The 14,666-nt window shown below is 41.1% G+C and carries 12 protein-coding genes; 11 read left to right on the top strand and 1 reads right to left on the bottom strand.

The window, feature by feature from the left end; genetic code table 11:
* The first annotated feature begins 28 nt into the window (after window positions 1-28).
* From A3G3_RS0107230 to rnc, 5 genes are all read left to right on the top strand, one after another.
* Window positions 29-1,237, top strand: coding sequence for a capsule biosynthesis protein (locus A3G3_RS0107230; protein ID WP_019519870.1), 1,209 nt, complete (start codon window positions 29-31; stop codon window positions 1,235-1,237).
* A 111-nt stretch (window positions 1,238-1,348) separates the two neighbouring features.
* Window positions 1,349-3,154, top strand: a complete 1,806-nt coding sequence (lepA, locus tag A3G3_RS0107240; RefSeq protein WP_019519872.1) for a translation elongation factor 4 — start codon at window positions 1,349-1,351, stop codon at window positions 3,152-3,154.
* An 11-nt stretch (window positions 3,155-3,165) separates the two neighbouring features.
* On the top strand, window positions 3,166-4,068 hold the full coding sequence (gene lepB / locus A3G3_RS0107245) for a signal peptidase I (protein ID WP_019519873.1): 903 nt from the start codon (window positions 3,166-3,168) through the stop codon (window positions 4,066-4,068).
* A 78-nt stretch (window positions 4,069-4,146) separates the two neighbouring features.
* Window positions 4,147-4,539, top strand: coding sequence for a DUF4845 domain-containing protein (locus tag A3G3_RS0107250; RefSeq protein ID WP_019519874.1), 393 nt, complete (start codon window positions 4,147-4,149; stop codon window positions 4,537-4,539).
* A gap of 107 nt (window positions 4,540-4,646) precedes the next feature.
* Window positions 4,647-5,405, top strand: coding sequence for a ribonuclease III (gene rnc / locus A3G3_RS0107255; protein ID WP_019519875.1), 759 nt, complete (start codon window positions 4,647-4,649; stop codon window positions 5,403-5,405).
* A gap of 13 nt (window positions 5,406-5,418) precedes the next feature.
* On the opposite strand, the gene A3G3_RS0107260 is transcribed toward rnc, so the two are convergent.
* Window positions 5,419-6,489 carry a CobW family GTP-binding protein gene (locus A3G3_RS0107260; protein WP_019519876.1) on the bottom strand — a complete coding sequence of 357 codons (1,071 nt, stop codon included), beginning with the start codon at window positions 6,487-6,489 and terminating at the stop codon, window positions 5,419-5,421.
* 169 nt (window positions 6,490-6,658) lie between these two features.
* Here A3G3_RS0107260 and ptsP point away from each other — a divergent pair, with 169 nt between their 5' ends.
* From ptsP to dnaX, 6 genes are all read left to right on the top strand, one after another.
* Window positions 6,659-9,583: a phosphoenolpyruvate--protein phosphotransferase gene (ptsP, locus tag A3G3_RS0107265; protein ID WP_019519877.1), complete on the top strand. Its 2,925-nt coding sequence runs from the start codon at window positions 6,659-6,661 to the stop codon at window positions 9,581-9,583.
* 10 nt (window positions 9,584-9,593) lie between these two features.
* The gene (gene pfkB, locus A3G3_RS0107270) at window positions 9,594-10,550 is read left to right on the top strand and encodes a 1-phosphofructokinase (RefSeq protein ID WP_019519878.1); all 957 of its coding nucleotides are present in this window, start codon (window positions 9,594-9,596) and stop codon (window positions 10,548-10,550) included.
* Between the two features lie 34 nt (window positions 10,551-10,584).
* Window positions 10,585-12,321 carry a fructose-specific PTS transporter subunit EIIC gene (locus A3G3_RS0107275; RefSeq protein WP_019519879.1) on the top strand — a complete coding sequence of 579 codons (1,737 nt, stop codon included), beginning with the start codon at window positions 10,585-10,587 and terminating at the stop codon, window positions 12,319-12,321.
* Window positions 12,322-12,387: 66 nt separating this feature from the next.
* Window positions 12,388-12,891 (top strand): 2-C-methyl-D-erythritol 2,4-cyclodiphosphate synthase, encoded by a 504-nt coding sequence (gene ispF, locus A3G3_RS0107280; RefSeq protein ID WP_019519880.1) that lies wholly within the window; start codon window positions 12,388-12,390, stop codon window positions 12,889-12,891.
* Window positions 12,892-12,929: 38 nt separating this feature from the next.
* Window positions 12,930-13,256, top strand: coding sequence for a Grx4 family monothiol glutaredoxin (gene grxD / locus A3G3_RS0107285; protein WP_019519881.1), 327 nt, complete (start codon window positions 12,930-12,932; stop codon window positions 13,254-13,256).
* An 87-nt stretch (window positions 13,257-13,343) separates the two neighbouring features.
* A partial coding sequence (gene dnaX / locus A3G3_RS0107290; RefSeq protein ID WP_019519882.1) for a DNA polymerase III subunit gamma/tau occupies window positions 13,344-14,666 on the top strand: 1,323 nt, incomplete at its 3' end.

Below are 14,666 nucleotides of genomic sequence, written 5' to 3' on the forward strand. Positions count from 1 at the left end.
ATTTTTTCAAATTGACAAAGGCTCGGCAATGGCAAAATCTTTACAAAACTTGCTGAAACACCAACACATTTTGCTCATACAGGGCAAAATGGGCAATTTTTTTAGCCGATTTTCCAGTTTTTTGCAAAAAAAAGGCATTACGGTTAGCAAAATTAATCTCAATGCGGGCGATGCGTTTTTTTATCGACATAAGGACAATGTTTATAACTACAAAGATAGTTTAGAATATTTTGATATATTTTTAAGCCAGTTAATAGAGCGACAGCAAATTGATGCACTGGTATGTTTTGGCGATTGTCGCCCACATCATGCGATTGCTTCGATGATTTGTAAGCAGTTGCATGTGGGTTTTTTTGTGTTTGAAGAAGGCTATTTGCGTCCTGATTATATTACCTTGCAACAAGACGGCATTAATGGTAATTCACAGTTAGATGTGGCTGAAATTTTGCATTTACAAAAAGCCAATGATAAACCTTTGTTTACCAATAATCGCTTTTATCGCCTATGTTTTTCGGCAATTGTTTACTATATCGTGGTTTGGTGGCGACAAAAGGATTTTCCGCATTATCAGCATTATCGTGGTATGAATAATTGGCAAGAAGCCTTGGTTTGGCTAAAAGCACCGATTATCAAAACTAAAGGATATTTGGCGGATAAATGCTTGGAAAAGCGTGCGATGAGCGATTTATCCAGGCGGTATTTTTTGGTCAGTTTACAAGTCTATAACGACTCACAAATCACCTTTCATAGCGATTATACCGATATTGTCGTGTTTTTAGATGAAATTTTAACGAATTTTGCCAAATTTGCCAATCAAAGTTTACAGCTTGTGTTAAAGCATCACCCCTTAGATAGAGCCCATCGGCAGTATGGCGAGTTGATTGAACAATTGGCACGCAATTTAGGTATTGCTGAGCGAGTGCATTATGGTTGTGATATGCACTTACCGAGCTTGATTAAGCACAGTTTGGGGATGATAACCATTAACAGTACCACAGGTTTACAGTCCATTTATCATGATAAACCGACCAAAGTCATGGGACGAGCGATTTATGATGTGAAAAAACTGACACATCAAGGTGATTTGGCAAGTTTTTGGCAAGCACCGCAAAAACCTGACAAGGCCTTTTATCGTCAATTTCGGGAATATTTGATTGAACAAACCCAGTTAAATGGCTCTTTTTATGGTAAATCGCCTTGGAAAGACAAATATTTAACCAAAAATTTAGCAGGGTAGTTTGACCTTAATGGGTTAAAATTTTTGATAAAAAATTAGGTAATTTGTTAAAAATACGGTACAATAGTCGCCATTTTTTAAGTTTAACATTGACAAAAAACATAGGTAGCCATGACCGCTTTATCCGAAATCCGTAATTTTTCTATCATCGCTCACATTGACCACGGCAAATCTACGCTGGCAGACCGTCTGATTCAGATGTGTGGTGGGCTTGATGAACGTGAAATGCAGGCACAAGTCCTTGATTCTATGGATATTGAGCGAGAACGTGGCATTACGATTAAAGCCCAATCGGTAACGCTGTATTACACGCACCCAAATGGTAAAAAATACCAATTTAACTTTATTGATACCCCTGGTCATGTGGACTTTTCTTATGAAGTTTCACGTTCGCTTGCGGCCTGTGAAGGGGCGTTGCTTGTCGTGGATGCGGCACAAGGCGTTGAAGCCCAATCGGTTGCCAACTGTTATACGGCGATTGAGCAGGGTTTGGAGGTATTGCCTGTGTTAAACAAAATTGATTTGCCACAGGTTGAGCCTGAGCGTGTCATTCAAGAAATTGAAGATATTATCGGTATTGAAGCGACTGAAGCCCCACGAGTTTCCGCAAAAACTGGCGTGGGAGTGGATGAGTTATTGCAAGCGATTGTAGAAAAAATTCCTGCCCCAACAGGCGACCGTGATGCTCCGTTGCAAGCGTTAATCATTGACTCTTGGTTTGATAATTATTTGGGCGTAGTGTCTTTGGTGCGTGTACGTCAAGGCACGCTAAAAAAAGATGACAAAATCTTTATCAAATCCACCAAATCTAGTCATATCGTAACGTCTATCGGTGTGTTTACACCAAAATCGTTAGAAACCAATATGCTACAAGCAGGCGAAGTGGGCTTTGTCATTGCAGGGATTAAAGACATTGGCGGCGCACCTGTCGGTGATACCATCACTCTGGCAAAGACGCCTGAAGTGGACAGTATCCCTGGGTTTAAAAAGGTAAAACCCCAAGTGTATGCAGGCTTGTTCCCTGTGGATTCTGGCGATTTTGAAGCATTTCGTGAAGCCTTGCAAAAACTGCAAATCAACGATGCGGCGTTATTTTTTGAGCCAGACACGTCTGATGCATTGGGCTTTGGTTTTCGTTGTGGCTTTTTGGGTATGCTTCACATGGAGATTATCCAAGAGCGTTTAGAACGTGAATACGACCTAGATTTGATTACCACCGCACCGACCGTTATTTATGAAATTAAAAAGAAAAACGGCGAAATTATCCAAATTGACAATCCGTCAAAACTGCCTGATGTGGGGACGATAGATGAGTTTCGTGAGCCGATTGCTCGCTGTAATATTCTCGTTCCGCAAGATTATCTGGGTAACGTGATTACCCTGTGCATTGAACGCCGTGGTGTACAAGTGGATATGAAGTTTATGGCAAATCAAGTACAACTTACCTTTGATATCCCGATGGGTGAAGTGGTGATGGACTTTTTTGACCGTTTAAAATCGGTTTCTCGTGGCTTTGCTTCATTGGATTACGGTTTTGAACGTTTCCAAACCGATAAATTGGTGCGTGTGGACGTACTGATTAATGGTGAAAAAGTGGATGCGTTAGCCATGATTTGCCATGCCGACCAAGCCCGTTATCGTGGTAATCAGTTGGTGGAAAAAATGAAAGAACTCATTCCACGCCAAATGTTTGACGTTGCCATTCAAGCGGCGATTGGCAGTCAAATTATCGCTCGTAGTACGGTGAAGGCATTGCGAAAAGATGTTTTAGCAAAATGTTATGGCGGTGATGTTTCTCGTAAGAAAAAATTGCTGTCAAAACAAAAAGAAGGCAAAAAACGCATGAAACAAGTTGGTCGTGTGGAAATTCCGCAAGAAGCATTTTTGGCGGTGTTAAAAGTGGATAACCAATCGTAGGATAGCGTTGCATGGATTTTGATTTTAATTTAATTCTTGTGCCCGTTACCTTGGTTTTGGGGGCGATTTGGCTACTGGATAAATTGGTTTTAAAACAGAAAAAAACCAAAGGCATGGAAAAATCGTCCGCACTTGTGCGTTGGGCGTATGATTTTTTTCCGATATTAGCTGTAGTGTTGGTGGTCCGCTCATTTTTGATTGAGCCGTTTAACATACCGTCATCGTCTATGGTACCAACGCTTTATACAGGCGATTTTATTGCGGTTAATAAATATACTTATGGTATTCGGTTACCGTTAATTAACAAAAAAATTATCCCTATCAGCGACCCACAACATGGCGATGTAGTGGTGTTTCGTTATCCACTAAATCCAAAAATTTATTATATCAAACGTGTGATAGGTGTGGGTGGCGATACAGTTAGTTTTAACAATGGCGTGCTAAGCGTCAATGGGCAAGCGATACCTACCCAGCCTGTTCATTATACGCCTGATCTAAAAATGACTGAACAGTTATACCCTGTTGGTGTAACCGAATCTGGTATCGAAATTTCCCCAGAACAGGCCAAACAAATGGGTGTGCAAGAAGAACAACACGCCACCTATGTGCAAGAAAGTCCTGCAGGACATCAGCATTTGGTGCGATATTTGGGGGAAAAACAATGGTACCAGTATGCCAGTTTTTTACAGCAAACATCGCCAAATGTCGTTGAAAGCGAAGGGCAATCTTGGCAAATTACCGTACCAAAAGGACAGTATTTTGTGATGGGTGATAACCGAGACCGTAGCTCAGATGGGCGTTTTTGGGGCTTTGTCCCTGATGAAAACATCGCTGGTAAAGCAGTTTATGTGTGGATGCACAAAGAAACTGGCTTAAATATGCCAAGTTTTGTTCGAAATGGAGCAATTCATTAATTTTAGTTGACGTTTTTATTAGATTGCGTTAAATTAAGCATTATTTTTCTGACTTAGGTTTTAGATTTGGGGGTTATTATGAATTTACCAAGTAATCAGCGTGGTATGGGTGTAACGGGTATTGTATTAGTTATTTCTATGCTAGTTATTTGCTTTAAGATTGGGATTGGAATTGCACCTGCTCAAGTGGGTAATTATCAATTGAAAAAATCGTTGGCTTGGGAACTTAAAAAAGCCAATGATAATAAAGAATCAGAGAAAGAGTTTTTACGTAATGTAGAAGCTCAATGGTCAATTAATGGGTATAACATGAGTCCTAAAGATGTCATTGAAATTACCAAAAACACCCCAGGCGATATGTCGGTCAAACTAAAATATGACGAAGAAAGTAACTTTTTTGGCAATGTATTTATCGTTAACCGTTTTGAAGATGATATCACCGCAGAAGATGCCAAAGTTGCGACCCAATAATTACGTTTCATTATTTATTTTGCAAAACCCAACCTCGTTTGGGTTTTTGTGTTAAATCCATTTGCTTATTTGCGATAACAAAAGCCAGTTAACCATTCTCTAGATTTATGATTGCCACTATTCCAATGTTTGATGTAAAAAAATTACCACCGCAAGCCCGCCAATTAACCGCCTTGTCTTATGAAATGGGATATCATTTTAGCAATCCAAATTTACCGTTATTGGCATTGATGCACCGTTCCTTTGACCCATTGGCGAATTATGAACGCCTTGAATTTTTGGGCGATGCGTTGCTTGGCGTGGTGATTGCTGAAGCCTTGTACGAGCGGTATCCTGAGCATAACGAAGGACGACTGACCCGTATGCGAGCGACCTTGGTGCGAGAGTCTACCCTTGCGATGATTGCCAAAGCATTAAAATTATCCGATTATCTGATTTTGGGCGTTGGGGAACGCAAAGGCGGTGGTCGGCATCGGGTTTCAATTTTAGCTGATACGGTAGAAGCCCTGATTGGGGCGATTTATTTGGACAGTGGCGATTTTAACACGGTAAAACACTGTATTTTAACGTGGTATGAAAAATATGGGTTATTTGAGCTTGTCCAAGAACAACAAGTGCTAAAAGATGCCAAATCTCGCTTACAAGAGTTGCTCCAAGCCCACCAATTAGCGTTGCCAAAATATGAATTATTAGAGACCATTGGCAATGCTCCTAACCAAACTTTTCAGGTCAAATGTTTGGTAGCAACTAATCCCACCCAAACAGAGATGACCTTGGCGACAGGCGAAAGTCGGCGGATTGCGGAGCAACGCTGTGCTGAAATGATGTTGCAAATCATCAATCATAATTTAGCAAAATTAAAATAACCAATAAAATAAATTACATTTTTTGCTTAAATAATGCCAATAACTGCTCATCTAATTGGCTAAATGCTTGATTTGACAAACTATTTTCGCTAAAAATCACTTCCAATCGATTGTCAATTTGCACATCGCTCGTGGATAAATCAAGGCTATCTTTTGTAAAATTTAAGCGTTGCCAATCGGTGTTAGTCTGAACTGTGCCTTTGATGCGTACCCAATTCGGCAATGCCAACAAAAAATCCATAAGCGGATACACATCGGTTTGCCAATGTTGCGGTAATTGCCAACCGACAATTTGATAGCTTGTATGAGTCTCGTTAATGCTTTCGCAATACCGAAAAGGTAGTTCGCTGATAGCAGTACTGTCATCAGAATGGCTTAGATTTACTTGATTGTTTGTTGGACTTAATTGAAAAAATTGACGATTTTTTTGTGCGTTAATGCTATTTTGTGCAGAAAAGCTGTTAGCATCAAAAACATTGCCAAGCTTTGCGGTTAATTCATTATCAAAATCCGTGGTTTTTTGCCAAAAAATCGTGGCATTTGGGTTTAACTGTTTGATCCAATTTTGCAGTTGTTGTTGATTTTCTAAAGATAATTTTGTAAAACGATTAATAATGATAATGTCGGCACATTGAATATGTGATTGATATTGTTCATGATTTTGGTATTTTGTATCTTGCCATTGCTCGGCATTGAGCGGGCACAGGATATTTTTTAGGCTCAACGCCCTTTGCCAATGCGGTGCGGTGAGTTCTTGGCGAAGGATTTTGGGGTGGGCAAGCCCTGTCGGCTCAATGATTAAGCGGTTTGGCGTGTGTTCGGTGAGTAGCCGAGCCAACGCAATTTGTAACAGCAACTGCGAGCTACAGCAGATACAACCGCCACTAATTTCCTTCAATACAAGCCCATTTTTGATATTGATAAACCCTGCATCTACGCCAATTTTGCCCGCTTCGTTGATTAAAACTGCCCATTTTTCTTGTTGTTGAAATTGCTGAATTAAGTTGTTGAGCAAGGTGGTTTTACCTGCCCCTAAAAAACCTGTGATAAGATGTGTTTTGGTCTGATGGATAAATGGTTTCATACAAAAATTTTCTAAAAATAATCATTAAAATCAACTAATTGTAAGTGAAAAATCCTTGAAACACAAGTCATAGTATCAAAAAAAATATGGTTAAAAAAATATCAAATCTAGCTTAAATTATGCTAAAATGACGGCATTTATTTGTCTATTTGAAATTATAAGGAAAACCATGTTTGTCCTATCCCCTGACCATATTTTTTTGCAACAGCATGCTGATAATAAAGCTGATGCTTTGGCGTTATTAGCGGATATTTTAGTTAAGGAAAACTTAACAACATCTGATTACCTACAAGGCTTGATTGAGCGTGAAAATCAAAGTACTACTTATCTTGGACAAGGAATTGCTATTCCACATGGTACGCCAAGCTCACGAGAGGCGATTTTGGCAACAGGGGTAAGAATTGTTCATTTTCCAAAGGGTGTGGATTGGGAAAATGGCAACACCGTGTATTTGGCGGTGGCAATTTCTGCCAAATCGGATGAACATTTACAAGTATTGCAACTGTTAACATCGGCGTTAAATAAAGAGGTGGAAAACGATATTCGTCAAGCCACGACTGCCGAAGATATTTTAGCTATACTTAACGCAACGCCTGAGAGTTTATTGTTGCATGAAAGTTTGATACAAACCCACGCTAATGCCAATGATTTGGATGAATTGGCGTATCAAGGTTATCAGTTGTTAAAAGCTCAAAAGTTGGTAAGTGCAGGGTTTTTAACCAATTTATTGACCGAAAAAGCGATTTTTTTACAGCCAAATGTGTGGGCGGTGCTTGGCAATACGGCGGTGAATAAACCTGCGGTAGCGATTGTTAAAAATACACAAGCAATTGATTTTAATCAACAAAAATTACAAACGTTGGTGCTAATTGCCAATCATCCAAATTTAGACCAACAAAAATTACAACATTTGTTGGATATTTTGTTCCAAGCCAATTTAATTGCCGATAATCGCCGAGCAATTGCCGAGCAAATCGACGCCGAAATTATTCCTGATTGGCAAACAAAAACGGTTGTCGTGCCAAATCCGCACGGCTTGCACGCACGCCCTGCCACGCAATTGGTCAATCTTACCAAAGATTTGCAAGGTGAAATCAAGGTTTCGGCGGATGGTGTGAATTTTGTGTCAGCAAAAAGTTTGACTAATTTGTTGGCATTGGGGGTGAATTATGGACAAACGTTAACATTTATCGCTGAGCCTAATACTGATAGTGAACAAGCGTTGGCTAAAGTGATTGTGGCGGTCAAACAAGGTTTGGGAGAAACGGTGGAGCCGATTGCACAAAATTTATCAAATAATTCACAAAAAAATGAACATAATCAATTAGTTAAGAATTATTCAACTGAAAATTTAACCAAAGATGAAACAAACTGGGTTAATCCATTTGCTACACTAGATGAGCAATCCAAAGGTATCGGTGCATCGCAAGGGATTGCCGTGGGTCAGGCGGTAGTAATTAAACCAAAAACTTATCAGTATCAACAAGTTAGCAATGACAGTCAAGCGGAAAAAGTAAAATTACAACAAGCGATTGAGCAAGTCAAACAAAGTTTAGCAACCTTAATTCAAACCGCTGAGAAAAAAGAAATTGCCGAGATTTTTACTGCTCATTTGGCATTGTTAGATGACCCAGAATTATTAAGCCAAGTTAATCAGAAAATTGAGCAAAACTTCACCGCATCGTATGCTTGGCACAGCCATATTGAACAAACTGCCAAAGTGCAAGAAAGCCTAAATAATCCGATACTTGCTGAGCGAGCCATGGACTTGCGTGATGTGGGTGATAAGGTATTGGCGGTGTTGTGTGGCGAAACCTTCCAAGCATTGCCAACTAATCCTTATGTATTAGTAAAGTATGATTTAATGCCAAGCGATGTGGCACGCCTTGATAGCCGTCATGTGGCAGGGATTTTGACCGCCGTCGGTGGGGCGAGTTCGCACAGTGCGATTGTTGCTCGTGCTTTGGGTATTCCTGCGGTAGTGGGGGCAGGTACGAATGTGTTGCAGATTGATAATGGCACGCCAATTTTACTAAATGGTGCAACAGGTGAATTTAATATTAATCCTGAACAAAATCAAATAGATACTGCACTTGCTTTGCAAAAATCACAGCAACAATTGGCAAAGTTAGCCCTTGAAACCTCGAACAATCCTGCAATCACCACTGATAATCATCGCATTGAAGTGGCGGTGAATATTGGCGATGTGAAAAATGCCAAAATTGCGGTGGAAAAAGGGGCAGAAGGCGTGGGGTTACTGCGTACCGAGTTTGTGTTTATGAAGCACAACAAAATGCCTGATGTCGAGATACAGATTATTGATTATAAACAGGTTTTTGATGTGATGGATAATCGTCCTGTGGTGGTGCGTACCCTAGATGTGGGTGGTGATAAGCCGTTGCCGTATCTTGCCATAAATAGCGAAGATAACCCATTTTTGGGCGTGCGTGGCGTGCGTCTGACCCTACGCCGTCCTGATATTTTTAAAGACCAGTTGACTGCTTTGATAAAAGCATCAGAGGGCAAAGATTTACGCATTATGTTTCCGATGATTGCCAGACTTGAAGAATGGCACAAGGCTCGGGCGATTTTGGACGATGTTTTAAAGGACAATCCCCACGATAAATTGCAAGTGGGTATGATGATTGAAGTACCAAGTTCGGCGATTATGGCGGAAAAATTTGCCCCATTCGTGGACTTTTTTAGCATTGGCACGAATGATTTAACCCAATATACGCTTGCGATTGACCGTGGACATCCTGTATTATCAGGTGAAGCAGATGGCTTACACCCAAGTGTGTTGCGACTGATTAACAACACCGTGAAGTACGCCCACAAGCACGGCAAGTGGGTCGGGGTGTGCGGGGAACTTGGGGCGGATAGCGATGCTGTGCCTGTATTGGTCGGGCTTGGTGTGGATGAATTGTCGGTCTCGGCAAACCAAATTCCGCTTGTCAAAATGCAAATCCGTAAGCTGTCTTATCAAGCTTGTCAAACCCTTGGCATGTCTGTGTTAGAGTGCGACACCGCCAGCGATGTGCGTGCAAAAAGTCAAGATTTTTTAAATACTATTGTCAATCATCTTGAAAAGTAAGGCAGATAGCATGAGCAATCAATCAAACCAAAAAGTGCTGTGTATCACGCTAAATCCTGCGATTGATGTCACCTTAAGCCTTGATGAATTGCACCTTGGGGCGGTGAACCGTGTGATAGCAACCCAAACCCACCCAGCTGGCAAAGGTATCAATGTTGCAAGCATATTATCCCAACTTGGGCATAATGTGGTGGTCACGGGGTTCTTAGGCAACGGTAATCGGCAGATTTTTGACGATAAATTTAACCAACTAAAGTTTGACAATCAATTTATTTATATCAACGGTGATACTCGTCAGAATATTAAACTTGCTGAAAATTCTGGGCAAATGACCGATGTCAATGGCAAGGGATTTTTGGTGGAAAAATCTGCTAAAGATGCGTTGTTTGACCGCATTAAAAATCTTGCTAAAACCTGTGAGTTTGTGGTGTTGTCAGGCAGTTTGCCACAAGGGTTTGGTCTCACCGATTTTGATGAATTGATTCAATTAATTTTAGCAATCAACCCAAAACTTGTCGTAGATACCAGTGGCGATGCCCTAAAAGTTGCGGTGAAAAATTCGCCCTTTATGATTAAGCCAAACTTGGACGAATTGCACGATGCGTTTGGTATTGATGCAGGGAGTTTAAAGGCGGAAGTGGCGTTGTTTGACCGTTTGCACAGTGATATTAAACACATTGTCGTGTCAAAAGGCGAAGATGGCGTGAATTGGCTACAAAAATCCAAACACAAAATTCTCACCGCCAATTCGCCAACCGTGACGGTGAAAAGCACGGTGGGGGCAGGCGATACCATGGTGGCAGGGATGGTGCATGGGTTTTTGCAGGGTGATGATGACAAAAACACGCTCAAAAACGCCGTGGCTATGGCAAGTTATGCGGTTACCATTATCGGCTTTGATGTGGCAGAAAAAGGCGAGCGAGAACGCCTGGGAAGTCAAACCACCGTGAACGAAATTCAGTTTTAAATGATGAAAAAAATTAACTTTTAGGCAAAATAAAATGAAAAATTTAGTAATTATCCATGCCAAAGACGACATTGAAGGTTTGATTTTGGCAAAAAAATTGGCGTTTGATGCTAAAAATCAAGGCGTTTATAGTGATATTTTGAGCGATGATGTGATTGGGGAGAATGTGGCAGTTGAAGTCGCTGATAAAATCGTGCTTATCGGTCAGGCAAGCCATCAGCCTTTTGTCAATTATTTGCAAAAAATCGTGTTGGTGCAACCAAACGATATTGCAGGCGTAAATGCTTTTGATGTGGTAAAAAACCTGCCTATTGGTATGATTGACAGCACGCTAACGACAGTTCAAAACGACACGACAAAACCGCTATCGTTCGTGGCGATTACCGCTTGCCCCACGGGCGTAGCTCACACTTTTATGTCGGCTGAAGCCTTAGAAAATATCGGCAAAGAGCTTGGCTATAATGTCAAAGTAGAAACCCAAGGCTCAGTTGGGGCAAAAAATATTTTAACCGACGAAGAAATTAATCATGCGGATTTTGTGATTTTGGCAACGGATATTGAAGTCAATGCCGATAGATTTGTTGGTAAAAAAGTGTATCGCACCTCCACAGGTCAAGCGTTAAAACAGACCAAACAAACTTTTGCCAATGCAATTGCCAACGCAAAAGTTTATGGTAATGCCCAAAATAGCACAAACACCACCGCGACATCCACGCAAAAATCATCAGAAAAAACAGGCATTTATAAGCACTTAATGACAGGTGTTTCCTTTATGCTACCGATTGTGGTGGCAGGGGGGCTTTTGATTGCCATGTCGTTTGTATTTGGGATTACCGCCTTTGAAGAAAAGGGCAGTCTTGCCGATGTGCTGATGCAGACAGGTAAGGCGGCGTTTACGCTGATGATACCGATCTTGGCAGGGTATATTTCTTATTCTATCGCTGACAGGGCAGGGCTTGCAGCAGGTTTGGTCGGTGGTTTATTGTCTGCACAGCTTGGAGCGGGCTTTTTAGGAGCGATTGTGGCAGGCTTTTTGGCAGGTTATATTGCTAACTTTTTAGCCAAAAAGGTGCATTTACCCCAGACTATGGAAGCCCTAAAGCCGATTTTAATCATTCCATTGTTAAGCTCATTGGCAATTGGTTTGTTGATGTTTTATGCGGTTGGCGAGCCTGTGGCGTTGTTGTTAAAGGGCATGGAAAATTTCTTGACCAATCTGGGTACAACAAATTTGATTTTACTCGGTGCTGTGTTGGGCGGTATGATGTGTGTGGATATGGGCGGTCCAATTAACAAGGCGGCTTATACCTTTTCGGTGGGGTTACTAACGCTTGACAATCCCAACCAATTCCCAATTGCTGCAGCTATGGCAGGTGGTATGGTGCCTGCCATTGGTATGGGGATTGCGACTTTGCTTGCCAAAAATAAGTTTAGCACCGATGAACAAAATGCAGGCAAAGCGTCATTTGTGTTGGGATTATGCTTTATTTCTGAAGGGGCAATTCCGTTTGCTGCCAAAGACCCAAGCCGTGTCTTGCCTAGCTGTATCATCGGTGGGGCATTGACAGGTGGTCTTGTAGGGCTTATGAACATAACTTTGGCTGCACCGCACGGTGGGGTGTTTGTGCTGTTAATTCCTAATGCGATTAACAAACCACTGATGTATCTGGTAGCAATCGCTCTCGGTTCAGTGGTCACAGGGGTGTTGTATGCGGTGTTAAAACCAAAACTTGTAAGCCACAGTGAGCCAAAAGCAGTTGTTGCAGTTTAATTGAATAATTTTTTAATCAATAATTTTTTAAAAGTTTGTTAGTTTTATTTAAAAAAAGGTAAAAAAATGATACGCATTGGACAAGGTATTGATGTACACGCATTTACCAACACAGGCGAAATTGAGCAGTTTGTAACGCTTGGTGGTATCAAAATCCCACATACCCATAGTTTGCTTGCCCATTCTGACGGCGATGTGGTGTTACACGCTTTGTGTGATGCCTTGCTTGGGGCATTGGCGTTGGGTGATATTGGGCAGTTTTTTCCTGATACAGACGAACAATATAAAGGCATAGATAGTAAAATTTTGCTAAAAGAAGTTTATAAGGTGATTAACGATAAAGGCTATCAACTGGTGAATGCTGATATTACCATTATGGCAGAACGCCCCAAAATCCTGCCACACCGTGAAACAATACAACAATCTATCGCCAAGGTAATGGATTGTCAAACTGAGCAAATCAGCGTAAAAGCCACCACTACCGAAAAACTTGGCTTTACAGGTCGCCAAGAAGGCATTACCGCCAGCTGTGTGGTACTCATTGCCAAAAATAACCAAATTAGCGTATAATAGGCAACATTTATATAAACACCCAAAAGGTAATTTTTATGTCAAACGATATTGAACAAACCATTAAAGACCAAATCGCCAATCATAGTGTATTATTGTATATGAAAGGCACACCGCAATTTCCACAATGTGGCTTTTCTGCCAGAGCGGTAGAAGTGTTGACCCAAATCGGTCGCCCATTTGCCTTTGTAAATATTTTAGAAAATCCGGAAATCCGTGCAACCTTGCCAAAAATCGCTAACTGGCCAACGTTCCCACAACTTTGGGTGGCAGGTGAGTTGATTGGCGGTAGCGATATCATTGCACAAATGTTCCAAGACGGTGAATTACAACCGTTAATTGAAGCCAATAGCGAAGCGGTTTAAACGTTTAATTTAAATATTTCGTAGTAGTAGGGTGTATTTAGCGATGAATATGCCCTTTTTTGTCTTTTTTTCTGCCAATGGTGTTTCATGTATCAAGTTTTAGCACGCAAATATCGCCCAAAAAATTTCCATGAATTATTGGGACAAGACCATGTTGCCACCGCTTTAATCAATGCCATCAACCACCAACGTTTGCACCATGCTTATCTGTTTACAGGCACCCGTGGCGTTGGTAAAACCACGATTGCACGGATTTTGGCAAAATGCCTTAACTGTGAAACAGGGGTTACCAGTACACCGTGTGGCATGTGCGATACTTGCCGAGCTGTTGATGCAGGGCGTTTTATTGACCTAATTGAGATTGACGCTGCCTCTCGCACCAAAGTAGAAGATACCCGTGAATTGCTTGATAATGTGCCATACGCTCCGACCCAAGGGCGTTACAAGGTTTATCTGATTGACGAAGTGCATATGTTGTCAACCCATAGTTTTAACGCTTTGTTAAAAACCTTAGAAGAACCACCCGAACACGTCAAATTTTTATTGGCAACCACTGACCCACAAAAATTGCCGATTACCATTATTTCACGCTGTTTGCAGTTCGTGTTACGCCCCATTCCACAGCGACAACTATCTGAATATTTGGCAAAAATTTTAGACCAAGAAAAAATTACTTACCAAACCGATGCGTTATGGCAATTAGCGAGCAGTGCCAAAGGCTCGGTGCGAGATGCGTTATCGCTTACCGACCAAGCGATTGCGTTTGGCAACGGCGAAATTGGCGAAAATACCATTCAGCAAATGCTCGGTTTAATTGACCAAGCCGATGTCGTGCGTTTGCTTGAGCAGATTTATGAGCAACAACCGCTTGACTTATCCCAGTCTATTGCTAAACTTCGTCAACAAGTGGTGGACGCTAAAGCCGTGTATGACCGCCTTGCCGAAACCTTACACCATGTGGCATTGTTACAACTTTTACCCAATATGGATTTGGGTCTAAATCAACAACAAACCCAAGCCTTACAACGCCTTGCCGAAAAACTACCGAGCGAAACGCTACAACTTTACTATGACATTGTCATTAAAAGTCGGGAAAATATCGCCCTTGCCAACACACCATTGCAAAGTTTGGAAATGTGTTTGTTACGATTATTGGCATTTAAACCGTTAAAAATTAATCAATTTTTACCAACTACTGAACAAAAATCAACCAATTTTAACAAGCAACAATCTGATAGTTTTTCGCAAGATTTGCCACATAATTCGCAAAATTTTGAACAACCGATTGACAAGAGTGAGCCAGTGCAACAAGCTCATCTTGAAAATCTTGAAAATCTTGAAAATCTTGAAAATCTTGAAAATCTTGAAAATCTTGAAAATCTTGAAAATCTTGAAAATCTTGAAAATCTT

The organism is Moraxella boevrei DSM 14165 (assembly GCF_000379845.1).
In the GTDB taxonomy this organism is placed as follows: Bacteria; Pseudomonadota; Gammaproteobacteria; order Pseudomonadales; family Moraxellaceae; genus Faucicola; species Faucicola boevrei.

Excerpts from the sequence above, each read along its gene's own strand:
- A3G3_RS0107230 (WP_019519870.1), top strand. The coding sequence starts at position 29 with ATGGCAAAATCTTTACAAAACTTGCTGAAACACCAACACATTTTGCTC.
- lepA (WP_019519872.1), top strand. The coding sequence starts at position 1,349 with ATGACCGCTTTATCCGAAATCCGTAATTTTTCTATCATCGCTCACATT.
- lepB (WP_019519873.1), top strand. The coding sequence starts at position 3,166 with ATGGATTTTGATTTTAATTTAATTCTTGTGCCCGTTACCTTGGTTTTG.
- A3G3_RS0107250 (WP_019519874.1), top strand. The coding sequence starts at position 4,147 with ATGAATTTACCAAGTAATCAGCGTGGTATGGGTGTAACGGGTATTGTA.
- rnc (WP_019519875.1), top strand. The coding sequence starts at position 4,647 with ATGATTGCCACTATTCCAATGTTTGATGTAAAAAAATTACCACCGCAA.
- A3G3_RS0107260 (WP_019519876.1), bottom strand. The coding sequence starts at position 6,489 with ATGAAACCATTTATCCATCAGACCAAAACACATCTTATCACAGGTTTT.
- ptsP (WP_019519877.1), top strand. The coding sequence starts at position 6,659 with ATGTTTGTCCTATCCCCTGACCATATTTTTTTGCAACAGCATGCTGAT.
- pfkB (WP_019519878.1), top strand. The coding sequence starts at position 9,594 with ATGAGCAATCAATCAAACCAAAAAGTGCTGTGTATCACGCTAAATCCT.
- A3G3_RS0107275 (WP_019519879.1), top strand. The coding sequence starts at position 10,585 with ATGAAAAATTTAGTAATTATCCATGCCAAAGACGACATTGAAGGTTTG.
- ispF (WP_019519880.1), top strand. The coding sequence starts at position 12,388 with ATGATACGCATTGGACAAGGTATTGATGTACACGCATTTACCAACACA.
- grxD (WP_019519881.1), top strand. The coding sequence starts at position 12,930 with ATGTCAAACGATATTGAACAAACCATTAAAGACCAAATCGCCAATCAT.